The following is a 26695-nucleotide window of genomic DNA, read 5'->3' on the forward strand; positions in this document are numbered from 1 at the left end:
GAGCGATAAAAGGATTTTTTCGTTACCACTTTGCCAATATATTTCCATTTTAACTGATTGTAGCGTAGGGCTACTCGACTCCCGCGGGAAAGCGAGACAGACGAGACCCTGCACGGAGCGAAGCGGAGGAAGCGGCTCGACGCTCGCCCGCAGGAAAGCGAGTAGCCCGTAGCGGAAATCAGCCTCTTTGGATGTATAAAAATGGTTAATCAACACACCTGAAATAATATTAATACGTTTTTTTCTAGGAGGTATAAAGTGAGGAAACCAATTTCTCTAAAAACTTAGAGTAAGACGTTCTTTCTATTTGAAAGGAGATGTATTATTATGCAAAAAATATTAGTATATTCTTTCCTATTTCTATTAGTACTAACAGGATGTTCTTCAGTTATACCAGACAATCCAACAGCAAAAACTATTCTTAAAGAAGATGCCCAAGCAGATATTTTACAATTTGATCATTTAATCTATATAAAAGCAGCCGATCAAGAATCTCTAATAAAGAATAATTTTATAAGAGGAGACAAAATCGGAGTAATAAAAAAAACGACGACATCCACTTTATTTTTCAAAGACTTTTATGCTACTAAATTGCCAATTGGATCTGAAATTTTCGCTACAAATAATCATGACACTTACACGATTATTGTCGAAATAGATGGTAAACAAATATTATATAAGGCGCTTTTAGAGGGCTGATCCTAACCCGCAAAAACTATGTTGAATGAAGTTTTACTTTTTTCAAAAAAGAAAGCAGGAATTTTTCGTCAACCGAATAAATTCCTGCTTCTTATAATTAATCTTCCATCGTTGATAGATCACCAGTTGGTAAATTTAACTCCCACGCCTTTAACACACGACGCATAATCTTACCACTACGTGTTTTTGGTAGCTTATCCTTAAATTCGATTTCACGTGGTGCTGCGTGTGCAGATAAGCCCTTTTTAACAAAATTACGAATATCCTCAATCAATGCATCTGAAGGTTCAACACCCTCACGTAATGATACAAAGGCTTTAATAATTTCACCTCGTACAGGATCCGGCTTTCCGATTACCCCTGCCTCTACTATATCAGGATGCTCTAGTAGTTTACTTTCTACTTCGAAAGGGCCTACTCGCTCACCAGCTGTCATAATTACATCATCTACACGCCCTTGGAACCAGAAGTAACCATCATCATCCATATAGGCAGAGTCTCCAGACACATACCATTCACCTTTTAAGAAATAAGATTCATAACGCTCAGGATTTCCCCAAATTTGACGCATCATTGCAGGCCAACCACGTCGAACTGCTAAATTTCCCATTGTAAAAGGTGGTACTTCATTGCCAGCATCATCAACTATCGTCGCATGAATTCCTGGTAATGGTTTTCCCATCGACCCTGGCTTAATATCCATAGAAGGATAGTTACAAATCATATGGGCACCAGTTTCTGTCATCCACCACGTATCATGAATACGGTGTCCTAGCTCATCAATACCCCAACGAATTACCTCTGGATTTAACGGCTCACCAACAGATAACACGTGACGTAACGAAGATAGATCATAATTCGCAAGCATACCACTACCAGCACCCATTAACATTCTAAAAGCGGTCGGTGCACTATACCAAACTGTTACACTATAATCCTCAATTGCTTGATACCAAGCTTGTGGTGAGAATCTTCCACCAACAATTAGCATTGTGGCACCATTTAACCATGGACCAAAAATTCCATATGCTGTTCCTGTTACCCATCCTGGATCTGCGGTACACCAGTAAATATCATCTTCACGCAAATCTAGTACCCATTGCGTTGATTGATATTGTTGAAGCATTGCGTTATGAACATGCAATACGCCCTTTGGAGCTCCAGTTGACCCAGAAGTATAATGAAGAATCATGCCATCCTCTCTATCCACCCATTCAATGTCGAATTGAGAAGATGCTTCTTTCAAGCGTCTATTAAAATCTAAAATTTGTGTTGTTTCTTCTATATCAGTTCCTACTAAAAAGACATGCTGCAAATGTGGTAGCTTTTCTAAAGGTACACGTTCAAGTAACTCTGGTGTTGTCACTAACACTTTAGCTTCACTATCTACAAGTCTGTCATAAACAGCACCCTCCATAAATGCCTCAAATAATGGACCTACAATAACACCCATTTTCAAAGCGCCTAATAATGAAAAATAAAGTTCAGGTGAACGTGGCATGAAAATAAATAATCGATCACCTTTCTCTAAATTTGTTGCTGCCTTAAAAACATTTGCCGCTTTATTTGTCAGCTTTTTCATTTCATTGAAAGAATAAGCTTCTTTACGCTTACCATCATTAAAATAAAGTGCAACTTTGTTTTTTCGATGCGTTTCTGTATGACGGTCAATTGCCTCATACGCCATATTCACAAGACCTGTTTCATACCAACTAAATCCCTTTTCTGTCTCTGCCCAATCATGTGTTGCTGCAGCTCCCTCATAATTAGGCAAATTATATTGCCTCGGTAAAGCATTCAACTTCTCCAACATTTTCATCCCCATGAAACTACCCCTTTCTTTGCTATCGCTTTAGTACATTAGTAAGCAAATTTCAAATTGTAAATTTCATTATTTTCCCCCTTCAAAATCCGCCACCTTCTCCAAAGACAATTACGTTTCGTAGCAATTGTTATACAACAGTTTAGATAGTGTAAAATTAACGAATGCTTATTTACACTACATTCATCTGTTGAATAACAGATGCAGATAAATATATTTTACACGAATTCACTGAGAATGTCTTAATATTTTTATTTTTCTAAAAACACAGGTATATTTTGCAAAAGATAGCGTTTTTCCGCAGGAAATCAGCTATAATGGAATTATTAAACTCAGGTGGTGTAATTATGGAACATAAAAAAACTTTTTTTTCTGTCACAAAGGAAACTAAGCATGGTACTGTGTATGTGGAAGGACCTGTTCCTCCAGAAAAATTAGCTACATATTCATTCCACGAAGGCTTGGTTGCTTTTAGACCTCCAAAGCAACAGCAGCAAGCCATTATAGAAATTGCAGGACTTCCTGAAGGACGAATTATTATTATTCGAAATGAAAACATTATTGTAGGCTACGTCACTTATTTATATCCCGATCCACTCGAACGATGGGCGGAAGATCGAATTGATAACATGATTGAGCTAGGTGCTATTGAAGTCATTCCAGACTATCGTGGTACAGGTGCTGGTAAGGCACTACTAGCTGTGTCTTTTATGGGAGATGAAATGGAAGACTATCTTGTTATCACTACCGAATATTATTGGCATTGGGATTTAAAAGGGACTGGTTTAAATGTTTGGGATTATCGCAAAATGATGGAGAAAATGATGGGCTCTGCCAACTTCGAATATTTTGCAACAGATGACCCTGAGATCACATCACATCCTGCTAACTGCCTGATGGCACGTGAAGGCAAGCGCGTCCCTCCTGAGACAATAGAAAGATTTGATAGACTTCGTTTTAGAAATCGCTTCATGTATTAAACCAACACAAAGGGGATTGAGTATATGATCGTAGAAGAAATTATGAATGATGAGCCCTACACGCTGGCTCCGACAAATACAGTGTTTGAAGCGCTGAAGTTAATGCGTGAGAAAAAAGTACGTCATGTGCCAGTTGTAGATGAGGAGCATCACGTTCTTGGGGTTATCACTGAACGAAATATTAAAGAGGCCTTGCCTTCCTCGTTACGGGATGAACCTAATTCTCCAGTTTTTAATGCAAAAGTGGAAGAAATTATGATTAAAAAACCACTTGTCGGTCATCCACTTGATTTTGTAGAAGAAGTAGCTCTTACTTTTTATGAATCCAAAGTAGGCTGCTTACCAATTGTCTCTGGAGGAAAATTAGTTGGAATTGTCACTACCACAGATTTACTCTATACATATATAGAGTTAACTGGTGCCACTGAACCTGGCTCAAAAATTGAAATCCGTGTATCCGATACGCCAGGAATATTATTTGAGATTACAAAGATCTTTCATGAACATCATGTAAATGTCCAAAGCGTCTTAGTTTATCCTGATTCTGAAAATACTCAAAACAAAATTTTAAGTATCCGGGTAAAAACATTGAATCCACTAGCTATGATTGAAAATCTACGTAAAGAAGGCTTTGATGTTTTATGGCCTAATTTACCAGGTGTTTCGTTACAATGAAAAAAGCAGTATTTGTTTACTCGCCAGAGCAACTCGGATATAAATTTTCAGATACCCATCCTTTCAATCATAAACGCTTGACGCTTACAATGGATTTGTTAAAAAATATAGACGCTCTTGATGATTTAGATATTGTTCCAGCTCGTGTTGCTACAGAGGATGAGCTTTTACTTGCACATGATCCAAAATATATTGAAATCGTTAAAAAAGCAGGACATGGTGAGCTTTCTGAGGCACAATGTGAAAGCTACGGCATAGGCACCGAAGATACACCTATTTTTGAAAATATGCACGAAGCAAGTGCACAGCTTGTCGGTGGAACATTAACTGCTGTCGATTATGTTATGGAAGGAAAAGCCGAGCACGCCCTCAATCTAGGTGGAGGGCTACATCATGGCTTCCGTGGCCGTGCATCAGGTTTTTGTATTTATAACGATAGTACAGTAGCCATTCGCTATTTGCAGGAAAAATACAACGCTCGTGTACTTTATGTAGATACCGATGCCCATCATGGGGATGGGGTGCAATGGAGTTTTTATGAAGATCCAGATGTTTGTACATTGTCTATTCATGAAACAGGGCGCTATCTTTTCCCCGGAACTGGTAATATTACCGAACGCGGAAATGGACAGGGCTACGGCACTTCTTTCAATTTCCCAATTGATGCTTTTACAGAAGATGAGAGTTTCCTAGAAATATATGAAAAGGCTATGCGAGAAGTCTTTGAATTTTTCAAGCCGGATGTTGTGCTAACGCAAAACGGCGCAGATGCACATTTTTTTGATCCATTAACACATTTATATGGAACAATGAACATTTATAGAGAAATTCCAAAGCTTGCTCATAAATTAGCACATGAATATTGTGGGGGCAAATGGATTGCCGTTGGCGGTGGAGGCTATGATATTTGGCGTGTTGTGCCTCGCGCATGGTCTATGCTATGGCTTGAAATGACAGATCAGCAATTATCAACAGGACCCCTACCTCAAGCATGGTTAGATCGTTGGCAGCCTGAAGCACCCGTGCCTTTTATTCCAACTTGGGAGGATCCAAATCCATTGTATGAGCCAATCCCTCGAAAGGCTGAGATTGAAGAAAAAAACGCACAAATGCTAACCAAAGCGCTTCATATTATTCGCAATGAAAAACACGTCTAACTCTATGCCTCACGACAATTGTGAGGCTTTTTTTACCTTAGTCCTCTATCAGTCATTCTTGGCATTCTATCCGTCTATAAAAAAACACGCAAATCCATTATCAGATTTACGTGTTATAACTGTTATTTACTTTTGACAGATTGTCGATGTTCAATACGATGAGGTAAAATAACCGCTTCGTCCTCAACAGGCTCTTTGTTCATCAATTTTGTCAACAAGCGCATTGCAACAGCACCGATATCGTACAGTGGTAACGCGACACTCGTTAGCTGTGGACGAACCATGCGTGCTAATTTTGAATTTTCAAAACTGATCACTTCGATATCCTCAGGTACATCTTTGCCTGCATCCTGCGCACCATGAATCAATCCAATTGCTAATTCATCACTACCTGCAAAATAAGCAGTTGGAGGATTTTCAAGTGAGGATAATGTTTCCCAAGCCTCTAAGCCCATATCATAGCTTGATTCCTCTGCAGCGATTAGTGATACATCTATAGGTAAACCTGCGTCTTGTAAGGCTTTTTTATATGCTTCAAGTTTGAATTTTCCATTAATAGTATACGTAAGCGGACCTGTTACGAAAGCGATTCTCTTATGGCCATTTTGAATGAGTAATGTAATCGCCTCATATGCTGCTTGGTAATAATCAATGTTAACAGTCGCAATTGTTTGCGATTCATCTACTGAACCCGCAAGCACAATTGGTACAGGTGAATGATCCATAGTTTGTTGCATTTTTTCAGTTACTTCATCACTCATCATAACAATGCCGTCAACCTGTTTTCCTAGCATTGTATCCAGTAACTGAAGCTCTTTATCTTCATGTTGGTCAGAGTTGGCTAAAATAATATTGTAACGATACATTGTTGCAATATCCTCTACACCACGTGCTAGCTCCGCATAAACATTGTTTGCAATATCCGGGATAATCACGCCAACTGTTGTTGTTTTCTTACTTGCTAATCCACGCGCTACTGCGTTTGGACGATACTCTAATCGTTCAATTACGTCTAATACTTTTTTTCGTGTTGCCGGTTTTACGTTTTGATTACCATTGACTACACGAGAGACCGTTGCCATAGAAACATTTGCTTCTCTTGCAACATCATAAATTGTAACAGTCATCGTACGTGCCTCCCTTTTTTCCTTTTATAGCCTTATCATACGATAATTTTTATATTCTTTTCAAGAAGCAGTATGTACATGAAAAGAAAAACCTAGTACTAATAGTACTTTTCTAGTCATTATTTTGTCACTATATAGTAAACACCGCCTGCCGATTAAAGCAAGCGGTGTTTATTAAACAATTATGCATTGATTTCATGGCTCTTCATGAAATTTTGTAGTGTTTGGTAGAAAGCATCAAATGTTGGAATATCCATTTGTTGTTGTGAATCAGAAAGTGCTACAGATGGATCTGGATGCACCTCTGCCATGACGCCATCAGCTCCAATAGCAATTGCTGCCTTAGCACATGGTAATAGTAAATCACGACGACCTGTTGAATGCGTTACGTCTACAAATACTGGTAAATGCGTTTCTTGTTTTAAAATTGGTACAGCAGAAATATCTAATGTGTTACGCGTTGCTTTTTCGTAAGTACGAATACCACGCTCACAAAGAATGATGTTCTCATTTCCTTTAGACATAATGTATTCTGCTGCGTGAATGAATTCATCAATTGTCGCTGCTAAGCCTCGTTTTAAAAGGACAGGTTTATTTGTTGCACCCGCTGCTTTTAATAATTCGAAGTTTTGCATATTACGTGCACCGATTTGGATGACATCGATGTAATCTAATGCTTCCTCTAAATGACCTGGTGTAACAATTTCCGTAATAACGCCTAAACCGAATTCCTCAGACACACGTTTTAAGATTTTAAGCCCTTCTAATCCAAGACCTTGGAAGTCATATGGAGAAGTACGTGGTTTATATGCACCGCCACGAATTAACTTTTCACCTTTTGCTTTAATAGATGCTGCTACTGCTGCTACTTGCTCGTATGATTCTACAGCACAAGGTCCAAATACGAAAGATGGTTTTCCTTGGCCAATCAGTTCACCATTTACATTAATGACAGTATCTTCTGACTTTTTCTTACGAGATACAAGTAATTCTTTTTTCTTATCCGCTTCAAGTTGTTTTAAAGCTGTTTTAAAAATTTGCTTAAATATATAATCAACCGTCATTTGGTTTAATGGACCTTGATTGTGTTCTTTAATAAGATCAAGCATGTGTCGTTCACGTAATGGATCATAGCGATTCACACCTTGTTTTTCTTTAATCTTACCGATTTCATCAACTACTTCTGCACGTTCGTTAATTAGACGAAGAATTTCTAAGTTTAAACCGTCAATTTGACTACGTAAGCTTTCTAAATCTTTTTGGCTCATGCTTTCTTGCTCCTCTCCTCATGACAGACACTTCCAGAACTCTGAAATGTATGTTACATTTTTAGATATTAGCAACATTATAATCAATGTTGCACAGAATGTCACGCATTTTTAATTTAGCGCTTCAACTCGCTAAACTATACAACTATATTAACATATTACGAGAAAGGAAGCGAGTACATTGAGTTCAAAATTATTTGCACTTGATATCGGTACACGTTCTGTAGTAGGCATTATTTTAGCTGAAGATAATGACCGCTTTCACGTGGAGGACATCTTAGTAAAAGAACATAAAGAACGCGCCATGGTTGATGGTCAAATACATAATGTCATGTATGTGGCAGATTTAATCAATGAAATTAAACATGAACTTGAAGAGAAGCATGGTCCTTTAACTAAAGTGAGTGTCGCTGCGGCTGGTCGCTCATTGAAAACAGAACAAGCAAGCGTGGCGATCAATATACGTAATCGACCTATTTTTACGGAAGAAGATATAAGTCGTTTAGAACTGCAAGCTGTTCAACAGGCACAGCAACAGCTCCTTCAACACAAAGAAGACGCTAAAATAAGTCACTATTATTGTGTTGGTTATTCTGTTTTATACTACCGTTTAGATGGCGAAGAAATTGGTAGCCTACTCGATCAGCAAGGAGATGAAGCACAAATTGAAGTTATTGCTACGTTCTTGCCACGAGTTGTCGTAGAATCACTTATAGCGGCTCTTAAACGCGCGGATTTAGAAATGGATGCACTAACATTAGAACCTATTGCAGCTATTAATGTACTTATCCCCCCAACAATGCGTCGTTTAAATGTGGCGCTTGTTGATATTGGTGCTGGTACATCTGATATTGCCATTACTGATAAAAGTACTGTTGTCGCATATGGTATGGTACCAACAGCTGGTGATGAAATAACAGAGGCTTTAAGTGACCACTACTTACTCGACTTCCCAGTTGCCGAAAAAGCGAAACGTCAACTGCAAACAGAAGAAGAAATTTTAATTCAAGATATTTTAGGCTTTGATCAATTTTATCCGAAAGAAGATGTTCTTCAAGCAATTGATCCTGCTGTTAAGCAACTGGCAAAAGCCATTGGGGAAGAAATTTTGCGTCTTAATAATCGCATAGCTCCTAAGGCGGTAATGCTTGTTGGTGGAGGTAGCTTAACACCAAATCTTACAACCGAACTTGGGTTAGTACTAGATTTACCTGCCAATCGCATTGCCGTTCGAGGGATTGACGCCATTCAAAACTTAACGAAGGAAGATCATATTAAAGCATCTCCTGAATTGGTGACCCCAATCGGTATTGCCATCGCAGCAAAAAAAATGCCTATTCAATATATGAGCCTAACAGTCAATGAACAAGTCGTTCGCCTTTTTGAATTAAAGGAAATGACCGTTGCCGATGCATTTTTAGCAGCCAATATTCGAGCAAAGCAGTTATATGGAAAACCAGGACATGGATTATCAGTGAATGTCAATGGACAAGATATTTTCATCCCTGGTGGTCACGGTCAACCGGCGGAAATTTTAGTGAATGGTCATCAGGCATCCACAAAAACAATGATTAAAACAGGCGATGCCATCCAGTTAATTGAAGGCCAAGACGGTCAGCCAGCGATTGCTACAGTGAGAGATATTGTAGATGATGCTTCGATTAAAACCATTACAATTCAACATACAAAATATGTAATTGAACCACAAATAACTGTTAGTGGTTCCCCTGCATCACTCGATAGTGCTTTAAATGATCGAGATGTTGTGATGTTTGAAATAGCCGAAACAGTCGAGGATGTATTTAAGCTCACAAATAATTGGGAGTTATTAAAACAATTTGAGTCCTTTTATATTCAAGTGGACGGAAAGCCACTTTATTTACCAGAGTTTTCAGCCCATTTAATGATGAATGGTAAACCATCAAAAATGTCATATGCTGTACAAGATAGTGATGTTATTACGTTTCAGCAACAATCATTTCCTACTGTTCAACGGATTGCTGACCAAATGAATGTTTTACTTGAGGATAAAATCATCATACACTTTCAAAACGAAGTGTTAGAGCTGAAGAAGATGGCCAACGAAGTTCTCGTTAATCATGTAGTAGTTTCACCTCTTTCAACCGTTCCAAATGGAGCAATAATTTCATTTAAAGAAAAAGACCGAAGTCGTTGGATATATCAAGATGTGTTCCGCTTCTCTAATTGGCAACTACCTACTACATTTAAAGGTAATTTTACAATTTTACGAAATGGTCAACCGGCAAGCTTCGATATGGAGATTTTCGGCGGGGATAAATTAGAGATTTTACTAGAAATAGCGCCTATATCTGAACAAATGCGCTAAAGCGCTCGTTTACATCCGACAAGCGCTGGAGAGCCCGAAGCAAAAGTAAACGCTCCACCACTTTTGCCCGAGGGATCGAAGCGACCTCGAGGATGTAGCGTTTTAGCCTAGACGACGACTTTGCTCTAGTTTATCCACAGGCAAAAAATCCATAGTTTCCTTAACAATAAAAAAAGGGATACGTTACATCTATGATAAGATGTAGCGTATCCCTTTTATCTATTATGCGCGAACTTCTTCACTTTTTTCTTCAGCTTGTTCCTTTTTTTCACTAGCATCCTCTGCTTTAGGCTCCTCACTAGGGATGAAATCCTCCAGTGGCTCTTCACCCTCAAAAGAAACAGTACCATCGTCAAAAACAGTTGGTGCTTTTGCTGATTTTAATGTTTTTACTTTCTCTACTAATTGTGTAGATTGTTCTTGAATTTGTTTAGATAATTGAACCGTTTTATCTTTTGCAGTTGTCGAGAAATCTGCACTCTTATCTTTTAAGTTAACAGCTTGTACTGCTACATCACTACGTAAATCTTTCCCTGATTTTGGAGCTAGTAATAAACCTGCTGCTGCACCTACTATACCCCCAACTAATGCGCCAATAACAAAATCCTTCATGTTCACTCGCTCCTCTTCATAGATCGATTCTTGCGGTTGATAAAGCTGTGGCAATGAACTTTCTAGTTGTTGTTCCTTCACTTCATTATAATTTGGCTTTTGAGTTGTCATGCAACAATTCCTCCCCATCTTATTATCTAATTTGCTTAGATTGGTTGTCCATCTGCTTTCGCGGATGCATTCTTCAACATATGCCTAAGACTTTATATTTATTCCGTTGACATTTAATGTCTACCGAACAATAATTATTTTTTTCGGCCCCATTTTCTTTTCGACTTTTCCGACTGCTCTGATTCAGAAGAATAAACATCTTCTTGAACCACCTCATTGGCCTGATCGATAATTTTGCGTTTCTTCCACTTATCTGCAATACCCATTGCGACATTGCTCCATTGAACAACTTGTGCAATTTTTTCTTCATTTTGTTCCACACTATTTGAAATTGAAGAAGTAATTTGCTGTACAGATGTATTTAAACCATTTACAGAGTCGCCAATTCCTTTGACTGCATGAACAACAGAATTTAACTGTTCGGATTTTTCTTGAATATCCTCTGCCAAGCTATTTGTTTTGGAAAGTAAAGAAGTCGTTTCACGTGTTATCCCTTCCATTTGTCCTTCAATACCCGATAATGTTTTTGCTAAACTGTTAAGGATTGGTTTGAGCGAAAATAATGTCATGCCAACGCTCACACAAAAAATTAAAAAACCGATTGCTGCAATGATTGCTGCAATATACAAAATAACTTCCATAACTAGACCTCCTGCAAGTAAAAATTCTCTTTACTATTACTTTCCTTATTTTCGACAAAAAAAACTGAATTCCTTCTCATTTTGAGAAAAAACAGCTTATTCCTTACGGACTAAGCTGTTTCGTTGTTTTTTAGCACGTCTTCAAAAGCATCTTGGAATTTATGAACATCGCCTGCGCCCATAAATAAAAATACTGCGCTCTTATGCTTTGTTAACACTTCAATTCCTTCAGTGGTAATCACTGCACTGCCTTCAATTAAAGTTGCTAAATCTTGGATTGAAAGTGCGCCTTGTGTTTCCCTTGCAGAACCAAAAATATCACATAAGTATGCTGTATCTGCAAGACTTAGACTATCCGCAAAATCCTGTAAAAAAGCTTGTGTACGTGTAAATGTATGTGGTTGGAAAATAGCTACTAACTCACGATCCGGAAATTTTTGTCGTGCCGATTGAATCGTTGCACGGATTTCAGTTGGATGGTGTGCGTAGTCATCTATTAAAACATTATTCCCAATATCCGTTTCTGTAAAACGTCTTTTTACACCTTTGTATGTGTTTAAACGTTCTTGAACGATGTCTGGTGAAATACCTTCATATTGGCAAAGTGTAATAACAGCTAAAGTATTTAATACCGCATGATCTCCAAACAATGGGATAAAGAAAGTACTATAAAATTCATTGCGGACAAATACATCAAATTTTGTACCCTTTGTTGTTTTTTCAACATTACGAGCCTCAAAATCATTTTCAGCTCCAAATCCATAATAAACAACAGGTACTTTCGCTTGAATACGTTGTAGATGTTCATCATCACCGCAAGCAATAATTGCTTTTTTAACTTGTAATGCTAATGATTGAAAGGCTGAATAAACATCCTCTATGTTTGCAAAGTAGTCTGGATGGTCAAAATCAATATTAGTCATTACCGCGTAATCAGGATTATAAGCTAAAAAGTGTCGACGGTATTCACATGCTTCCATCACAAAGAAGTCAGCACTTTCATGTCCAGCTCCTGTTCCATCTCCAATTAAATAAGAAGTTGGTTTATAACCTCCTACAACATGAGCCATTAAGCCTGTCGTAGATGTTTTACCATGCGCACCCGTAATGGCAATCGACGTATAATTACCGATATATTCACCTAAAAATTTATGGTAGCGAATAACTTCTACACCGATTTCACGAGCACGCTCTAATTCAGGATGGTCATCAGGAAATGCATTCCCTGCAATAACTGTCATACCTTCTTTAATATTATCTGCATTAAATGTAAAAATTGGAATATTACGCTCACGTAACGGCTGTTCCGTGAAGAAATATTTTTCAACATCTGAGCCCTGTACTTGTTCACCAGCATCAAATAAGATTTGTGCAAGTGAACTCATGCCAGAACCTTTAATGCCTGTGAAATGAAAAACTGTCATTAATTAAACCCCCCGGGAATTCAATATCCCTTCTATCATCTATTAGGTGTATCGTATTTTCCACTAATTATTAGGTATTAATACCTTTGCAAGTACTAAAAAATACGTACTAATCATCATATAACGTCTATTATAGCACTATTTATGCACAAGGATAAATGTGTAACTTTTCTAAAAATACTAATTTTGACGTGAATAAGATAATCTATACGAAAACAATGTAATTCTTATTCAAACATAGCAATTAAATCTTCTTCTGTAATGTAACTTTCTCGTGGTTTACTGCCACGTGCCTCAGACACAAAGCCATGCGATTCCAACATATCGATTAAACGAGCAGCACGATTATAGCCAATATGGTATTTGCGCTGAATTAAGGAAGTAGAGGCTCCTCCCTGCTCATAGACAAATCGACATACATCCTCGAACAGTTCATCTTGCTCCGCGGAAACCTCCGTCTTCTTTAAAAGTTCCTCTTGATCGAATATATAATCAGGCTCTCCTTGCTCACGAACATGCTCAATGATCGCTTCAATTTCATCATCTGTCACAAATGTTCCCTGCAAACGCACCGGAGCAGACATACCATTACCTAAATATAACATATCGCCTCGTCCAAGCAATCTTTCTGCACCTTGCGCATCTAAAATTGTACGTGAATCGATTTGTGAAGATACCGCAAAAGCAATACGTGTAGGAATATTTGATTTAATAAGGCCTGTAATAACGTCAACAGACGGTCTTTGAGTTGCAACAATTAAATGGATACCACAAGCACGTGCCTTTTGCGCAATACGACAAATTGCCTCCTCAACATCGGCAGGAGACATCATCATTAAATCTGCCAATTCATCAATGACAATTAAAATATACGGTAATTTTAAGCTATGTTCATTATTTTTATCCGCAATTGCATTATAACGTGTAATATCACGTGCACCTGCATGCGCAAATAACTGATAACGACGCTCCATTTCCTCCACTGCCCATTTCAGTGCGGCTGTAGCAGCCTTCACATCTGTAATGACTGGGCTAACTAAATGTGGAATATGATTAAACGGTGCTAATTCTACCATTTTAGGATCGATAAGCATCAGCTTTAATTCATGTGGTGCAGCTTTATATAATAAACTAACCAAAATCGAATTGATACAAACCGATTTACCAGAACCTGTAGCTCCGGCAATTAAGCCATGTGGCATTTTTCGTAAATCAATGGTTACTGGCTTCCCTGTTAAATCCAGACCCAATGCTGCTTCTAACGGTGAATCTGACTCGAGGAAAGAAGGACTATTTGTCACTTCTGATAATCGAACAGCGCGAGATACACGGTTCGGTATCTCAATGCCAATTGAGCTCTTCCCAGGAATCGGAGCTTGGATGCGGATGTCTTTCGCTGCCAGTGCAAGTTTCAAATCATCTGCTAGATTGCGGATTTTGCTAACCTTCGTACCATGACTCACTGTTATTTCAAATTGTGTCACGGCAGGTCCTTGCATAATGGATTCTATTTGAGCTGAGACTTGGAAATAAGACAAAGCTTCGACCAATGTATCTCCCTGTTGCTCCATCCACTCAGTATCTTGTGTTTTTTCCTCAGGTGGCTCTAAAAACTCATCATCTGGCTTTTGATACACATGAACAGGTTTTCGAGGTATTTCCATTACTTGTTCTTCCACCAATGTTTCTTCTAATACGGGAGATTGCTCTGGATATTCTCCTGTGTCAACAGACTTCTCGGGAATAACTACATGTTCGTTTTCGGTAGTAAGCTCCTGTTCAGTAGTTGTTTCTACTTCCATTTCGGTAGTTGCTGAAATTTCGTCGAAACTCTCGATATCAATTACTGTCTTTTCTAATGTCGAAACGTTGGACATCGATGTTACTGGTGCCATCGTAATGACTGATATACTCTCTGTTGCAGCATTGAATGGGGCAATATTTTGATCAGAACCCTCGTTTTCCTCCGTCGATTGTGGTGCTATTTTATTGTCCGTCTCTAACTCACTAATCTCTAAATCTATTGATTGTTGAAATTCTTTATCGGATTGCACTAATTGATGGTCTGCCTCCAAATTAATAAGCTCAGAAGAAGGCTCCTGTTCCTCTTGACCTTTTTCAACATTTGTTGGTGTCGACTTTGTATTTTTAAATTGCTTTTGTTGGACTCTCCATTTTTCTTTATCAGTTTTTAGCATTAAAACATTAAATGGAATGCCACTTTTTTCTTTCTTTTCAATAGGTTGTTGTTCTAAAGATTGTGAAGATTGTTCTTGCAATAAACCTTGCACATCGTCTTCATTCATTGAAGGCTGGACTACTGTAACTTCACCAATGTGGATGGTAGAATTTTCGATTTGCAATTGTTCTACAACTACTTCTTTTACACGGATTTCTGATTGATCAGCTGAAAGTTGTTCAACATTCAGCTCATGTTGAACGGCTTCTTTCACTTGGTTTTCAAATTCTACGGCGAAAGAAGTTGTTTCCAGCACAGGTAATTCCGACTTCGTTTTATCACTAGGATGATCTGTTTCGTCCATTAATTGATCATCAAAAGTAATCGGTTGCTTTGCTGATGCTTCAATTGATTTAGGAATTTCAAGCTGTTCAGGTCCATCTTTCTGAACTGCGCAAATAGGCTCTCTTTCTTCTAGTATATTTTCAATAGCCTCATTTGTTGTCGCTTCTTTTAAAGACTTAGATGCAGTAGATATTTCTAACTCTTTTTTGTCGTGCACTTCCTGCCGTTTCTCTAATAACTGTTCAATTGGGCTCGGCTTAGCAAAACCATAGACTGGTGACGGAACATCAGTTGGTACAAAACGCTTGCGATTTTCAGGTAAACCACTTTCATCTGTCTTTTCTACTTGATAATTCGAAGCTTTATGCGAAGTCGGTAGCTCGTTTTGCGCATCTCGAAAAACAAGTCTTGCTTTTGAACGATTCTCCTGTTCAGGCTGACTTCGTGTAATCGTCGTTCTACCGGTTCTCTTCGTTCGATTTGCTAATAGTTCTCGAATGCCTGAAACCTCAATATCATAAACACTCGAATCCACAATATGATTATTTAAATGCCTCGGTAGCGATAAATCTTCAATTTGTCCGGAGTATGCATCGTCCTTTTGATTGAATGCTTCTTTTGATGATGGTGTTGATGGTGGAGCTGAAAATTCCTCATCCTCAATTAACGGAAAACGAAAGGTTTTGTGCTTTGCAGTTGTTTCTTTAAATGAATGCTGCTGCTCAGATTGTTCTTCGTCATAGTCTTCATAAAACTCTTCATATTCGTAATCATTGTTATCTCTATTTATAAATTTATCCATTTGTTTTTTTAACCAATTCACATTGTTCACTCATTTCTCTTACACTTCATTTATAGCATTAACTAAATCAATTATGCCTCGGCATAATTGCGTCTGGAATCAGCTTTGTGGTTAGGCCTGCAGATGTTTTTTGTGCGCAAGCGAATCGACAGCAACAACATGATACATGTCAGTTCCGTTATCGCAAGGATGCGATGATTTTAGCCTGAGTTCCTCTATTTCAACGAGTATTTGGACACCCGCTGAAAAGTAGCATAAAACTGCATTCATCTCACCACCTATAGAGGTAGGAGACTTCTATAACTGCCGTTTCACTTACGTTACACAAAACATCTGTAACTATCGTTTCACTTACGTTACACAAAACATCTGTAACTGCCGTTTCACTTACGTTACACAAAACATCTGTACCTGTCGCTACGCTTTCGGTACAGAAAATAATTGCTGAAAGAAGTTAAATGTCTATAACAAAAAGCATACCATAAAAATGTAATAGAAACTTGCATTTAGAGGCTCATTCTAGACAAAAAAATCGTTATGTTACTAGCATATTAGTAGCATAACGATTTTAAGTACATATAATCAATTTTGTCTTGGCATTAATTGTGCTATCGCACAGAAAGCACTTGTTGCTGCCGCTTCGCTTTCGCACAGCTAAACAGTGCTTCCGAAGGCTTTATCTAGTTGGCGTTTCAAACGCACTACCAGTTATCGCATCTTCTGGTAATACTAAAATTCCTTTTTCAGAAGGTGCATTTGGTATTGCTAATTCGCGTGCTGAACATAGCATTCCGTATGAATCAACACCTCGCAAATTACCCTCTTTAATAAGCATTCCAGAAGGCATTACTGCACCAATTTTGGCTACGACAACCTTTTGACCTGCTTCCACATTCGGTGCTCCACATACAATTTGTAATGTTTCTTCACCTACGTTTACAGAACAAATGCTTAGTTTATCAGCATTTGGATGCTTGTCCTTTGTTTCTACATAGCCTACGACAAATTTTGGAGAAAAATCTACATTAAGGCTGATTACAGCTCCATTTTTTGCAATAGCTGCCTCTAGCTGTGCTACTAATTCTGGAGTAACTTCAACCAGGCCTTTTGCATCAGTTTGAATATAGTTACTAGCATTAAATAAATTAAATGCTTTAATTTCTCCAGTCTGTGCTTCCTTTAAAATAGCGATATCACCTGCACGTTCTACCTCTGTTTTCACGATTGATTCTGTAGCTAATTGTACTAGCAATACATCTCCTACATGCTCTTTGTTGTAAAATACATTCATTGTTTCTCTTGCTCCTTTTTAACTCTGTTTTTTGCTAATATAAAGATCGGTTCTAGCTCCCCATCTTCATAAATAAAAGATAATGACGTAATCGGTACTGTACCGACAGTGAAGAAATGCATCGTCATCTGCGCTAATACATCATACCCTGTTTCATTACGAATATCACCTACTATTAAAACATCCTGATGCGGCACAGACAACGTCATGTCACCCTCAATGTTAGTCTGCATCTCTTTCAAAAAGTTTTCATTTAAAATGCGACTTGCATCGTAGCCATCATTAGCATTAACGAAATAGAAAATATTCCCTGCGACTTCATCTTTCTTATAAACAGTTGGTAGTTGCTTAACAGAAAATCGTGCCATTTCACGAATTTGCTCTACTGTTAATTGTAGTACCTCTAACATGGATTCATCAATAAAACGATAAGTTTTTCCTAAATCAAGCGCATAAAAAATACGTGTTTCTGCTGTATGCTCAGTAGTGATGAATGCATGTCCCTCCTTCGAGGCTTGAGGGTAGGATGTTGCGCGAATAACTGGATATATTTGTCTGGTAGTTTGGAATCCTTGTTCCATCTCTTGCTCCATAGCATTAAATGTTTGCTCGATTGTATAAACGACTTCATCGATTGCAGCGCCTTGCTTATCATTATATTTTGCTAAAATACCTGGTAGAGATAGTTCCATCCCTTTACCAATTTTTTTATGGTTTAAGCGTAATTTATCGTACTTTTTATCAAATTCAAAATCAAACTTTTCCTCATTCAATTGTTGTTTTAATAGGGACACAAGTTGTTCTGATTTAATTTGTTTCACCTAGCTCACATCCTTTCTTCATAATCAATTTAATTTTGGCGTAAAACCCGCTGTCGCGCAGATAAATTGTCACAGGATGTGACTTTTATAAACTGAGTTCCTCTATTACAGCCTATTTGGGTATCTTTCGAAAATGAATTACATCCTTATTTAACTCATCAACTATAGAGGTAGGAGTCAATTGTAGCTTAATATTTATGGAATGAAGAGAAAACGGCTCACATGTTTGTGAACCGTCCTGTTCAAAACTATCCAATTATTTAATCTTAACCGAATGAACGATTTTCGTCATCTTGTGTAAATTATTATTAATATGTTTTGCCTGAGAAATGGTCGTCATTTTTACATCACCGCTACTTACAATAAGCTCAAATTCATTTTCATGATCGTTTTTCGAAACAACTGCAATGTCAAAAATACTATCCTTAAATATTTTAAAGTTGCAACTTCAAAAGATACTACTCATGGGCTAATGTAAATAAATATTGACCAAGAAGAAGCGAGACTATATGCTCGAACATCATCTGACGACTTACTAACCCTTGTGTGAAGACACCTACAGCTCCCGCACCTTGTCGGATATCTCGGCGTTGTGTATAGTGTTCCATTACAGGCCCAAGTTCCTTCCCAGCTCTTATTTCCTGGGCAATTTCTTCTGGTAATATAATTTGTGCTCCAGCAGCTGTATAAGTTGTGCCATCTGATATTGTAAGTGCTCCCCAGTTACAAACGTACATTACACCATCAATTTCAGTCACTCCACCCTCTAATCCAAACGATAATTGCGCACCCGTCTCTTTGATTGCGTTTTGCGAACGGTTAATTGCTCCCAATCGTGTTTCGTCATGAGTCATCGGTTGCTCAGAAACTTGTGAAGCAGCCTTAACGTAGGTGAAATTCGGTTTATCAAAATATTTTTTAGCTATCACTTCAACTGCCTCTGTTTTTGCTTTATTTGTTGTCCCAATAGCTATGTTCATTTTTCAAATCCCTCTTTCTTTGCATAGAAAAAGATGCCCCTAAAGGCACCTTCTAACTTCTTTCGGGTGTTACTTTACACATTAGCGCGAATCGTTGCTAATGTCGAACGATCTGCTTTCTTCACTAGTTCCACAATTAAAGCTTTTGCAGCTGCATAGTCATCAATATGAATGATTGAAGCAGATGTATGAATATAGCGTGAGCAAACACCAATTACTGCACTAGGAACACCGTCATTTGCTGTGTGCACACGACCTGCATCCGTACCACCTTGTGATACAAAATATTGATAAGGGATATTATTCGTTTCAGCAGTATCTAAGATGAATTCACGCATACCTCTATGTGTAACCATCGTACGGTCAAGAATACGTAATAATGTCCCTTTTCCAAGTTGACCAAATTGATTTTTTTCTCCTGACATATCATTCGCAGGTGAAGCATCTAGAGCAAAGAATAAATCCGGTTTAATCATATTTGCGGATACTTGAGCACCACGCAGACCAACTTCTTCCATTACATTGGCACCTGAATATAAATGCGAGGCTAGCTTTTCACCTTTTACTTCTTTCATCAATTCAATTGCCAATCCACAGCCATAGCGGTTATCCCAAGCTTTGGCCATAATTTTTTTCGGATTGGCCATTGGTGTAAATGGGCAGACAGGGATAATAGATTGACCCGGACGAACGCCAAGTGCAATAGCATCTTCTTTATTGTCTGCGCCAACATCTATTAGCATATTTTTAATATCCATCGGTTTTGAACGTTCAGCATCTGTTAATAAATGTGGTGGTATTGATGAAATTACACCAGGAATCGCACCATTTTTAGTAAATACTTCAACACGTTGCGCTAGCATAACTTGGTTCCACCAACCACCTAATGTTTGGAAGCGGATCATCCCGTTATCGGTAATAGAAGTAACCATAAATGCCACTTCATCCATATGGCCAGCAACTAACACTTTTGGTGCATCAGCAACTTCACTATGCCTCACACCGAAAATACCCCCTAAATTATCCTGAACGATCTCATCTGAGTACTTTTCCAACTCAGAACGCATGAACGCACGTACTGCATGTTCATTACCCGGAGCGCCTGGTAATTCCGTTAATGTTTTGAATAATTGTAATGTTTCCTCTTTCATGATGACTCTCTCCCCACGAAGTAGAATATTCTTCCTTGCCCATTGTAACATATTTATCTATATTCAGCAGAAGACTCCCATTTTTCAATACGTAGTGAGATAAAAGAGAGTGCAGTTCATCTTCTTAGGTTGTCCCAATTTTTCTGAAATATTTATCTAGGCGAAATCGATTTTCAAATTCGAAATATTGATACATTTCCTAAAAAGTGTTAAAGTGTGAACGTGCATTCACTCCGTATGCTATGTTAAAATGAAGCTATAGAAAAAGGAGGAAAAAGGCATGAAATTACGCGATTTTTTAATTGGTGTTGCTACTGGCCTAGCTGCCGCAGTCATTGTTAAAGAAGCAAGTGAAAAGGTTTCTCCGTATGTACCTGCAGGACAAGTACTCGAAAACATAAAAAAGGAATTTAAAAAGGATTCACCGATTGACGGTTCTTGGATTTTTATGAAAACAGACAATTTCTCAAACGGCATTATGACTATTCCAGTTTACCGTGGAGGTATCTCTCGTTTACATGAGGGCGAAATGCAAACATTTGAATTTGCTGCTGACGCACGCTCAGGTGTTGTAGTAGAACTACAAGAAGTATAATCTTACACAGTAATACACGAACAAATATTATAGAACCCTACAAAAGAAGCCATCTCATTTATTTGAGATGGTTTCTTTGTACAGAGTTATATACATGCTAAGTAATGTGGTTGATTGGAGTGGAGACTGGGCGACTCCTTGGGGATCAGCGTCACAGATGAGACCCTGGAGCGAGCATCGCGAGTGAAGCGGCTCATCGGACGCCCCCAGGAAAGCGCCCAGTCGGAACGGAAATCAACCTCTCGCTTTGCCGAAGAGCCATACTTTATTTAATAGGGTCTATAGTTTTTCAACAACTTGAAGAAGCCATCTCATTTGAGATGGCTTCTTTGTTTTACTCAGACAATCCTTTATTGTTGAAGTATTTTTTATATTTTCGATAATAATTTAAATTATTTAACGTTAGTTTCACCCAACGTTTCGCATTCATATCTTGATTAAAGTAAAGAGAGTTTGTATATTTCCCTTCACGAATTAATTTTTTAGCTTCTAGTTTAAGCTTTTCATTTGATGCATATTTGAATAATACACCCTTAGGAATGATCATCCATAAATGCTTGTCCTGAACATAAGTTACTTCCTGTTCAATATTTAACATATGATCATCAGCTACATACTTCATTAAATTATGACCACTTGCTGTTACATAATAGCTAGAGCGGCCATTACGTAAGTTAATTTCAAACAACTTATACTGTTTGTCACGCATATCGTATTTCATATCGAAGTTAGCAAAGCCTGTATAACCGATATCCTCTAAGAAGACACGTACTTGGTCCATTAACTCTTTATCGTATGTTGTAATAATAGCTGCATAACTACCGATCCCTTCAGGCGAGTGCTCCTCTAAGATTGGGTTTCCTAGACACATTAGCTTCACTTTGCCATCTTTCCCTACATACGCATTTAATACACGCATATAAGAATCATCACCTGGAATGAATTCTTGAATAATCATTGTATCCTGATAAGTTGAGCTATAAATCGCTTTTAAAATAGCTGTTTTTTCCGCTTCATCATGTGCAACGAATACTTTTTTCTTACCTGGGAATGAACATGCCCAGTATTCCACCGAGTTCGATGCCTTTAAAATAATTGGGTAATCAAAAGGTGGTGTAAAGTTTTCGTAATTGTCTGCCGTTACAGTCGTCGTACCTGGATATTTAAAATCATACTTATCACACATTTTATAGAAATTTTCTTTTAATAAAATTTCATCCATAAGTGATTCATCAATGTATGGTACTGTAAAATGTTCCTGCAATGCTGGCTTATTTTTGATAATAAGCTTTGCATAATCATCTCCACAAGCTAACAACAGTAGTTTTTTATCAGAATATTTTTTTGCGACCTTTGCAAGTGCAGGTGCAAATACATCCTGTTCATTTAAGCGATCAATCTCTTGGAAATTTATAATATGACTGTCTTGCGTTGCCGTTAAATGTGAACGTCCTAATACAAGTGGTTTAATACCATATGCTTCATAAAATGCACGTGCCATACCATATGCATTCATATCTGATCCTAGTAATACTGGTAAAAATGGTTGCTCAGTTGCCATGTTATTTCAACTCTCTTTTGTGTTTTAGTGTAGCTTTTAGTGTATCATATTTTCCAAGATGTTCACGAAAAAAGTGTCAAAAAAATGGGGTATAGACAATTAAGCATATCTTCATAACGTTAAGTTGATCTCTGTTCCTACTATACAACTACAATAATTTTTATCACATAGCTTACGTTTGCATAAAACAATAAGTGAAGTTCCGTTTTGATCACTATAAATTAGAGTGACATACCAGAGATACATACTATGTGAAGTGTTTGATTGAAGTGGAGACTGGGCGACTCCTCGGGGATTAGCGTCACAGATGAGACCCTGGAGCGAGCAACGCGAGTGAAGCGGCTCATCGGACGCCCCCAGGAAGCTCTNTCGGAACGGAAATCAAACCCTAGTTTTGCCAAAGAGCGATACTTTATTTAATTACTTTAATTTTATTGACACAATAATTTTCAACACGATAAAAAAACGTGCGAACACATAAGGTTCGCACGTTCTATTAATTAGAATGTAATAACAGCTTGTCTGCTGCGTTCTAGTTTATCTACAATTTCTTTACCTGTTTCATCCCATTTAATCATGCGGTAATACGCATCATGGTAGAAGATAAAACCGTAGCCATTCGCAAGTGCTTCTTTCATTATACGTTCCTTTGCAAAAACACTTGCCATTGGATAATCGTCATACGCTAAAACCCATAATGGATTTTGATGTGCATGTGTTGGCATAATATCTGCCATATGCAATAATACCTCGCCATTTTGAGTCAATTTTATAACGGCATGTCCATCACTATGACCACCAGTATGAATCATTTCAATACCCGGAACTACCTCTAACGTACCTTCATACGTTTCGATTAAGTGCTGGACTGGCTCCCAGTTTTCTTTCCAATACGTATTTTTCGAGCGAATATTTGGCTCACGCATTTCATCCCACTCAATTTTCGTTACAAAGATTTTTGCATTTGGGAATGTTGGTACAAGTACATCATCTTCCCATTGCGTTAAACCTCCAGCATGGTCAAAATGTAAATGCGTCATTAATACTACATCAATATCAGCTGTTGTTAATCCTAGCTCCTGTAAGCTAGCCGCTAATGTTGATTCCTCAGTTACCCCAAAGTTACGTAGCTGTTTTTCATTTAATTTGTTAAAGCCAACGCCTGTATCAACAATATAGTTTTTACCTTCATATTGAATTAATATCGGCTCAGTTGGTAACTCGATTTGATTTTTTTCGTTAACTGGATATTTGCGTGACCAAAGTGGTTTTGGTACAACGCCAAACATTGCACCGCCATCAAGGCAAGTGACACCCCCGTTTAGCCATGATAATGACATATTGTGAAACTTTAACTGATCCATCCATACTCCCCCTATTTAGTAATGAATTGCGATTCTAGACGATAAATTGGCTGTCCTTTAGCAGAAAATTTCTGCTCATATTCAGTCATAACATTATCCTCAGGCATATTCGCATGTAGGTCGAGTGATACATACTTAAGTAACATACCATATTCAGAAATACTAGTTAATGAATACTCAAACAAACCACGGTTGTCCGTTTTAAAATGGATTTCCCCCTCATCCACTAAAATCGACTCATATAATTTCAAAAAATCCCCGTGCGTTAAACGTCGCTTAGCATGGCGCGTTTTTGGCCAAGGATCTGAGAAATTCAGATACACACGATCTACATCATTTTTTGCAAAAAATTTATTTAAATCTGCGCCATTTACTTTTAATAGTCGTAAATTCGCTGGAGATTTAGCCTCTATAATTTTTTCCAATGCACAAACAATTACACTGTCATAAAGCTCAATGCCAATATAATTTATATCCGGATTTTGCAAGGCCATACCTGTGACAAATTGACCTTTCCCAGTACCTACTTCAATATGTAATGGGTTGTCATTTCCGAAAACAGCCTGCCAATTCCCTTGAAAGTCTTCAGGATTTGGAACAATCACCTCTGGATGACTCGTAATCATTTCCTCCGCCCAAGGCTTATTTCTTAATCTCAATTTTTTTCCTCATTTCTTTCTCATGAAATTATTGATTTTTTATAGTATAACGTATAACTATAAAATTCGCATGAAATTATTGCGAAATGATATTTTAGTAAGGGGCTATTTTTTATTGTTCCTTTGATATAATCTGCCAAGCATTATGTTGCACTGTGCAATGAATTCTCGTTCCCTCTCTAATTTCTCCAATATAGTTACCATCCGTATGACAATCAACGTTATTTGCGTGCACGAAAATGTTAAATTGATTGCCTTGCAAAAAAGTAATCTCTTTAAATTTTGTATGTTTTTCAAAAAACACAGTGACAAATACTAGCAGCAATTTTAGTCGTGAAATGCCGTGAAGAATTGTTATTTCGATTTGTCCATCATCAGGTTTAGAAGACGGGGAAATTTTCATCCCCCCTCCGAAATAAGGTTGATTGCTCATCGCAACAAACCATGCCTGCTGAAATTGCCATTCTTGATTGTTTGCACGAATAGTTACATCAAAGCGTTCAAAGCTAAATAGCCCTCTTACAACTGCCGCAGCGTAGGATAGCTTGCCAAGCCCTATTTTATTGAGGTAAAACTTCAAATGAGATTCATTAATACGCTTTGTGACAAATGCATCAAAGCCCATACCAGCATTATTGACAAATATCTCATGCTGTGGATCTCCAAACTGAACGGCACCAACATCCATTGGGAGGTGAGCCATTTCTGTTTGTATATAGCTTTCAATTTGAAAAGCATTTTGAAATGTAGTAAAGTATCGTGCGAAATCATTTCCAGAGCCTGCACGAACTACACCAATCACTATAAATTTATTATGTACAACACCACTAACTACCTCATGTATTGTGCCGTCACCGCCAACAATAACAATTAATTTTTTTGTTTGAACATCTTGCGCCCAATTTTTTGCAAGTTCCTGTCCATGTCCCTCATATTCTGTAAAGGCAACTTCATAGTTCATTGTTAAATGCTGTTGAAGGTGACGCCAAACTTTCTTACCTTTGCCGTGGCCTGCTGCTTCATTCACAATAAATAATACTTGCATTCACTAATCCCCGGCTGGTTGAGAAGATTGCTGCCAAATATCTCGATTAAAGGATGTTGTTTGTACGTTGTTTAAAATCGTTTGAGAAGCACGAATTTGCATATGCTTCATAGGAGAGGATGCTTTCCTTAATTGCTCCATCCACTCTCCATAATTTCGACGATCAATAAATTGAATTCCGTATGGTGACCCTGGATAATCGAAATAGCCATTCTGTGTTAATATAACCTTGCGAATTGGCATATTTATATCGTCCTGCTTAAATAATTGAGTTAATACCGATTCCATACGATTTAAACTTATCATCGGATTAAGGACTTTTGAATCTTTCGTTCCTACTTTTTTTATCCAGAATCGCTCGCTGCCTCCCACATAAACCGCTTGATTTTCCGCTCCTAGCACTGTTATACAAATACATTCTGTCGGTGACATTAGCACGACTTCAAGCTCTATGGGTGCTTTTCTAATTTGTAAAATAGGATAATAAAAAAGCAAATAATTATCCGGTAATTTTTGTAACAAATTTCGTAGTAAGGGGTCACGCATAAAACGAGGATCTACATACGACTTTTCACGTAATGTTGAACTTGCCCATTTCATTTGGAAATGGAAAAATTGATCGATAAACATTCGTTTTAATTCATGAACAGATTGCGGTGCGTAGACAATTTTTGGTTCAAACGTTAAAGTCGTTTCTTCTTCTGGTATGCTATCTTCATCACTCACTAGTTCATTCGTTATTGCTATTTGTTCAACGTCCTCATTTTCTTCCTTCTGACGACCTGCAAATATCTTTTTGAATAAAGAGAATTTCTCTTTTTCTGCGAAAGAATCATTTTCTGAATCGTCGTCGGTATGTTGCCACTCACTAATTTCTTCCCCTAACTCCCACTGTCGCTTAACACGCTCCCATTGACTGTTCTTTAAGCGTACAAATTGTGTTGGATATCTTGCTAAATCAATTTGATAGCGTGATATATAATCTTGTATTTTCACCAATTGTGCCATGTGTTTTGGTCACTCCAATCTTACTCGCTCT

At 37.8% G+C, this 26695-nt stretch carries 22 protein-coding genes; 6 read left to right on the forward strand and 16 right to left on the reverse strand.

Going from position 1 to position 26695, the window contains the following annotated elements:
- The first annotated feature begins 327 nt into the window (after positions 1–327).
- A complete protein-coding gene (locus AMS59_RS17580; protein WP_053485026.1) occupies positions 328–699 on the forward strand; it encodes a hypothetical protein in 372 nt (123 codons plus the stop codon).
- Between the two features lie 97 nt (positions 700–796).
- Here AMS59_RS17580 and acsA read toward each other — a convergent pair whose 3' ends face one another.
- Positions 797–2524 carry an acetate--CoA ligase gene (gene acsA, locus AMS59_RS17585; RefSeq protein WP_369814336.1) on the reverse strand — a complete coding sequence of 576 codons (1728 nt, stop codon included), beginning with the start codon at positions 2522–2524 and terminating at the stop codon, positions 797–799.
- Between the two features lie 344 nt (positions 2525–2868).
- Between acsA and AMS59_RS17590 the strand changes: the two genes are divergently transcribed.
- From AMS59_RS17590 to AMS59_RS17600, 3 genes are read left to right on the forward strand one after another with little or no spacing between them, the layout of a single operon-like run.
- A complete protein-coding gene (locus tag AMS59_RS17590) occupies positions 2869–3501 on the forward strand; it encodes a GNAT family N-acetyltransferase (protein WP_053485122.1) in 633 nt (210 codons plus the stop codon).
- Positions 3502–3525: 24 nt separating this feature from the next.
- The gene (locus tag AMS59_RS17595) at positions 3526–4176 is read left to right on the forward strand and encodes an acetoin utilization AcuB family protein (protein ID WP_053485027.1); all 651 of its coding nucleotides are present in this window, start codon (positions 3526–3528) and stop codon (positions 4174–4176) included.
- Complete coding sequence (locus AMS59_RS17600; RefSeq protein ID WP_053485028.1) at positions 4173–5333, forward strand: acetoin utilization protein AcuC; 1161 nt, start codon at positions 4173–4175, stop codon at positions 5331–5333. The genes AMS59_RS17595 and AMS59_RS17600 overlap by 4 nt, the downstream gene beginning before the upstream one ends.
- Before the next feature lie 122 nt (positions 5334–5455).
- Here AMS59_RS17600 and ccpA read toward each other — a convergent pair whose 3' ends face one another.
- Complete coding sequence (gene ccpA, locus AMS59_RS17605) at positions 5456–6460, reverse strand: catabolite control protein A (protein ID WP_053485029.1); 1005 nt, start codon at positions 6458–6460, stop codon at positions 5456–5458.
- 182 nt (positions 6461–6642) lie between these two features.
- Positions 6643–7728 (reverse strand): bifunctional 3-deoxy-7-phosphoheptulonate synthase/chorismate mutase, encoded by a 1086-nt coding sequence (locus tag AMS59_RS17610; protein WP_053485030.1) that lies wholly within the window; start codon positions 7726–7728, stop codon positions 6643–6645.
- A gap of 181 nt (positions 7729–7909) precedes the next feature.
- Here AMS59_RS17610 and AMS59_RS17615 point away from each other — a divergent pair, with 181 nt between their 5' ends.
- Positions 7910–10075 carry a cell division FtsA domain-containing protein gene (locus AMS59_RS17615; protein WP_053485031.1) on the forward strand — a complete coding sequence of 722 codons (2166 nt, stop codon included), beginning with the start codon at positions 7910–7912 and terminating at the stop codon, positions 10073–10075.
- A 222-nt stretch (positions 10076–10297) separates the two neighbouring features.
- Here the strand turns inward: AMS59_RS17615 and AMS59_RS17620 are convergent, their stop codons facing one another.
- From AMS59_RS17620 to AMS59_RS17655, 8 genes are all read right to left on the reverse strand, one after another.
- Positions 10298–10798 (reverse strand): YtxH domain-containing protein, encoded by a 501-nt coding sequence (locus tag AMS59_RS17620; RefSeq protein ID WP_053485032.1) that lies wholly within the window; start codon positions 10796–10798, stop codon positions 10298–10300.
- A gap of 134 nt (positions 10799–10932) precedes the next feature.
- A complete protein-coding gene (locus tag AMS59_RS17625) occupies positions 10933–11439 on the reverse strand; it encodes a DUF948 domain-containing protein (protein WP_053485033.1) in 507 nt (168 codons plus the stop codon).
- A 110-nt stretch (positions 11440–11549) separates the two neighbouring features.
- Positions 11550–12863: a UDP-N-acetylmuramate--L-alanine ligase gene (gene murC, locus AMS59_RS17630; protein ID WP_053485034.1), complete on the reverse strand. Its 1314-nt coding sequence runs from the start codon at positions 12861–12863 to the stop codon at positions 11550–11552.
- A 227-nt stretch (positions 12864–13090) separates the two neighbouring features.
- A complete protein-coding gene (locus tag AMS59_RS17635; protein WP_053485123.1) occupies positions 13091–16210 on the reverse strand; it encodes a DNA translocase FtsK in 3120 nt (1039 codons plus the stop codon).
- A 655-nt stretch (positions 16211–16865) separates the two neighbouring features.
- A complete protein-coding gene (gene ytpR / locus AMS59_RS17640; RefSeq protein ID WP_053485035.1) occupies positions 16866–17480 on the reverse strand; it encodes a YtpR family tRNA-binding protein in 615 nt (204 codons plus the stop codon).
- A complete protein-coding gene (locus tag AMS59_RS17645) occupies positions 17477–18301 on the reverse strand; it encodes a DUF1444 domain-containing protein (RefSeq protein ID WP_082337561.1) in 825 nt (274 codons plus the stop codon). Before AMS59_RS17645 ends, ytpR begins: the two co-directional genes overlap by 4 nt.
- Positions 18302–18759: 458 nt before the next feature.
- A complete protein-coding gene (locus AMS59_RS17650; RefSeq protein ID WP_053485036.1) occupies positions 18760–19281 on the reverse strand; it encodes a DUF84 family protein in 522 nt (173 codons plus the stop codon).
- Between the two features lie 74 nt (positions 19282–19355).
- Positions 19356–20432: a M42 family metallopeptidase gene (locus tag AMS59_RS17655; RefSeq protein ID WP_053485037.1), complete on the reverse strand. Its 1077-nt coding sequence runs from the start codon at positions 20430–20432 to the stop codon at positions 19356–19358.
- Between the two features lie 280 nt (positions 20433–20712).
- Here AMS59_RS17655 and AMS59_RS17660 point away from each other — a divergent pair, with 280 nt between their 5' ends.
- Positions 20713–21027 (forward strand): peptidase M4, encoded by a 315-nt coding sequence (locus AMS59_RS17660; RefSeq protein ID WP_053485038.1) that lies wholly within the window; start codon positions 20713–20715, stop codon positions 21025–21027.
- 334 nt (positions 21028–21361) lie between these two features.
- Here AMS59_RS17660 and AMS59_RS17665 read toward each other — a convergent pair whose 3' ends face one another.
- The 5 genes from AMS59_RS17665 to AMS59_RS17685 all read right to left on the reverse strand — a co-directional run bounded on the left by AMS59_RS17665 (position 21362) and on the right by AMS59_RS17685 (position 26664).
- Positions 21362–22588, reverse strand: a complete 1227-nt coding sequence (locus AMS59_RS17665; protein WP_053485039.1) for a hypothetical protein — start codon at positions 22586–22588, stop codon at positions 21362–21364.
- Between the two features lie 500 nt (positions 22589–23088).
- Complete coding sequence (locus AMS59_RS17670; protein WP_053485040.1) at positions 23089–23952, reverse strand: MBL fold metallo-hydrolase; 864 nt, start codon at positions 23950–23952, stop codon at positions 23089–23091.
- 11 nt (positions 23953–23963) lie between these two features.
- The gene (gene trmB / locus AMS59_RS17675; RefSeq protein WP_053485041.1) at positions 23964–24611 is read right to left on the reverse strand and encodes a tRNA (guanosine(46)-N7)-methyltransferase TrmB; all 648 of its coding nucleotides are present in this window, start codon (positions 24609–24611) and stop codon (positions 23964–23966) included.
- A 112-nt stretch (positions 24612–24723) separates the two neighbouring features.
- Positions 24724–25656: a diacylglycerol kinase family protein gene (locus tag AMS59_RS17680; RefSeq protein WP_053485042.1), complete on the reverse strand. Its 933-nt coding sequence runs from the start codon at positions 25654–25656 to the stop codon at positions 24724–24726.
- 3 nt (positions 25657–25659) lie between these two features.
- Positions 25660–26664 (reverse strand): hypothetical protein, encoded by a 1005-nt coding sequence (locus AMS59_RS17685; RefSeq protein ID WP_053485043.1) that lies wholly within the window; start codon positions 26662–26664, stop codon positions 25660–25662.
- Positions 26665–26695: the final 31 nt, after the last annotated feature.

The sequence above is a fragment of the Lysinibacillus sp. FJAT-14745 genome, from assembly GCF_001275675.1.
Classification (GTDB): Bacteria; Bacillota; Bacilli; order Bacillales_A; family Planococcaceae; genus Lysinibacillus.

Excerpts from the sequence above, each read along its gene's own strand:
- AMS59_RS17580 (WP_053485026.1), top strand. The coding sequence starts at position 328 with ATGCAAAAAATATTAGTATATTCTTTCCTATTTCTATTAGTACTAACA.
- acsA (WP_369814336.1), bottom strand. The coding sequence starts at position 2,524 with ATGGGGATGAAAATGTTGGAGAAGTTGAATGCTTTACCGAGGCAATAT.
- AMS59_RS17590 (WP_053485122.1), top strand. The coding sequence starts at position 2,869 with ATGGAACATAAAAAAACTTTTTTTTCTGTCACAAAGGAAACTAAGCAT.
- AMS59_RS17595 (WP_053485027.1), top strand. The coding sequence starts at position 3,526 with ATGATCGTAGAAGAAATTATGAATGATGAGCCCTACACGCTGGCTCCG.
- AMS59_RS17600 (WP_053485028.1), top strand. The coding sequence starts at position 4,173 with ATGAAAAAAGCAGTATTTGTTTACTCGCCAGAGCAACTCGGATATAAA.
- ccpA (WP_053485029.1), bottom strand. The coding sequence starts at position 6,460 with ATGACTGTTACAATTTATGATGTTGCAAGAGAAGCAAATGTTTCTATG.
- AMS59_RS17610 (WP_053485030.1), bottom strand. The coding sequence starts at position 7,728 with ATGAGCCAAAAAGATTTAGAAAGCTTACGTAGTCAAATTGACGGTTTA.
- AMS59_RS17620 (WP_053485032.1), bottom strand. The coding sequence starts at position 10,798 with ATGACAACTCAAAAGCCAAATTATAATGAAGTGAAGGAACAACAACTA.
- AMS59_RS17625 (WP_053485033.1), bottom strand. The coding sequence starts at position 11,439 with ATGGAAGTTATTTTGTATATTGCAGCAATCATTGCAGCAATCGGTTTT.
- murC (WP_053485034.1), bottom strand. The coding sequence starts at position 12,863 with ATGACAGTTTTTCATTTCACAGGCATTAAAGGTTCTGGCATGAGTTCA.
- ytpR (WP_053485035.1), bottom strand. The coding sequence starts at position 17,480 with ATGAATGTATTTTACAACAAAGAGCATGTAGGAGATGTATTGCTAGTA.
- AMS59_RS17650 (WP_053485036.1), bottom strand. The coding sequence starts at position 19,281 with ATGAACATAGCTATTGGGACAACAAATAAAGCAAAAACAGAGGCAGTT.
- AMS59_RS17655 (WP_053485037.1), bottom strand. The coding sequence starts at position 20,432 with ATGAAAGAGGAAACATTACAATTATTCAAAACATTAACGGAATTACCA.
- AMS59_RS17660 (WP_053485038.1), top strand. The coding sequence starts at position 20,713 with ATGAAATTACGCGATTTTTTAATTGGTGTTGCTACTGGCCTAGCTGCC.
- AMS59_RS17665 (WP_053485039.1), bottom strand. The coding sequence starts at position 22,588 with ATGGCAACTGAGCAACCATTTTTACCAGTATTACTAGGATCAGATATG.
- AMS59_RS17670 (WP_053485040.1), bottom strand. The coding sequence starts at position 23,952 with ATGGATCAGTTAAAGTTTCACAATATGTCATTATCATGGCTAAACGGG.
- AMS59_RS17680 (WP_053485042.1), bottom strand. The coding sequence starts at position 25,656 with ATGCAAGTATTATTTATTGTGAATGAAGCAGCAGGCCACGGCAAAGGT.
- AMS59_RS17685 (WP_053485043.1), bottom strand. The coding sequence starts at position 26,664 with ATGGCACAATTGGTGAAAATACAAGATTATATATCACGCTATCAAATT.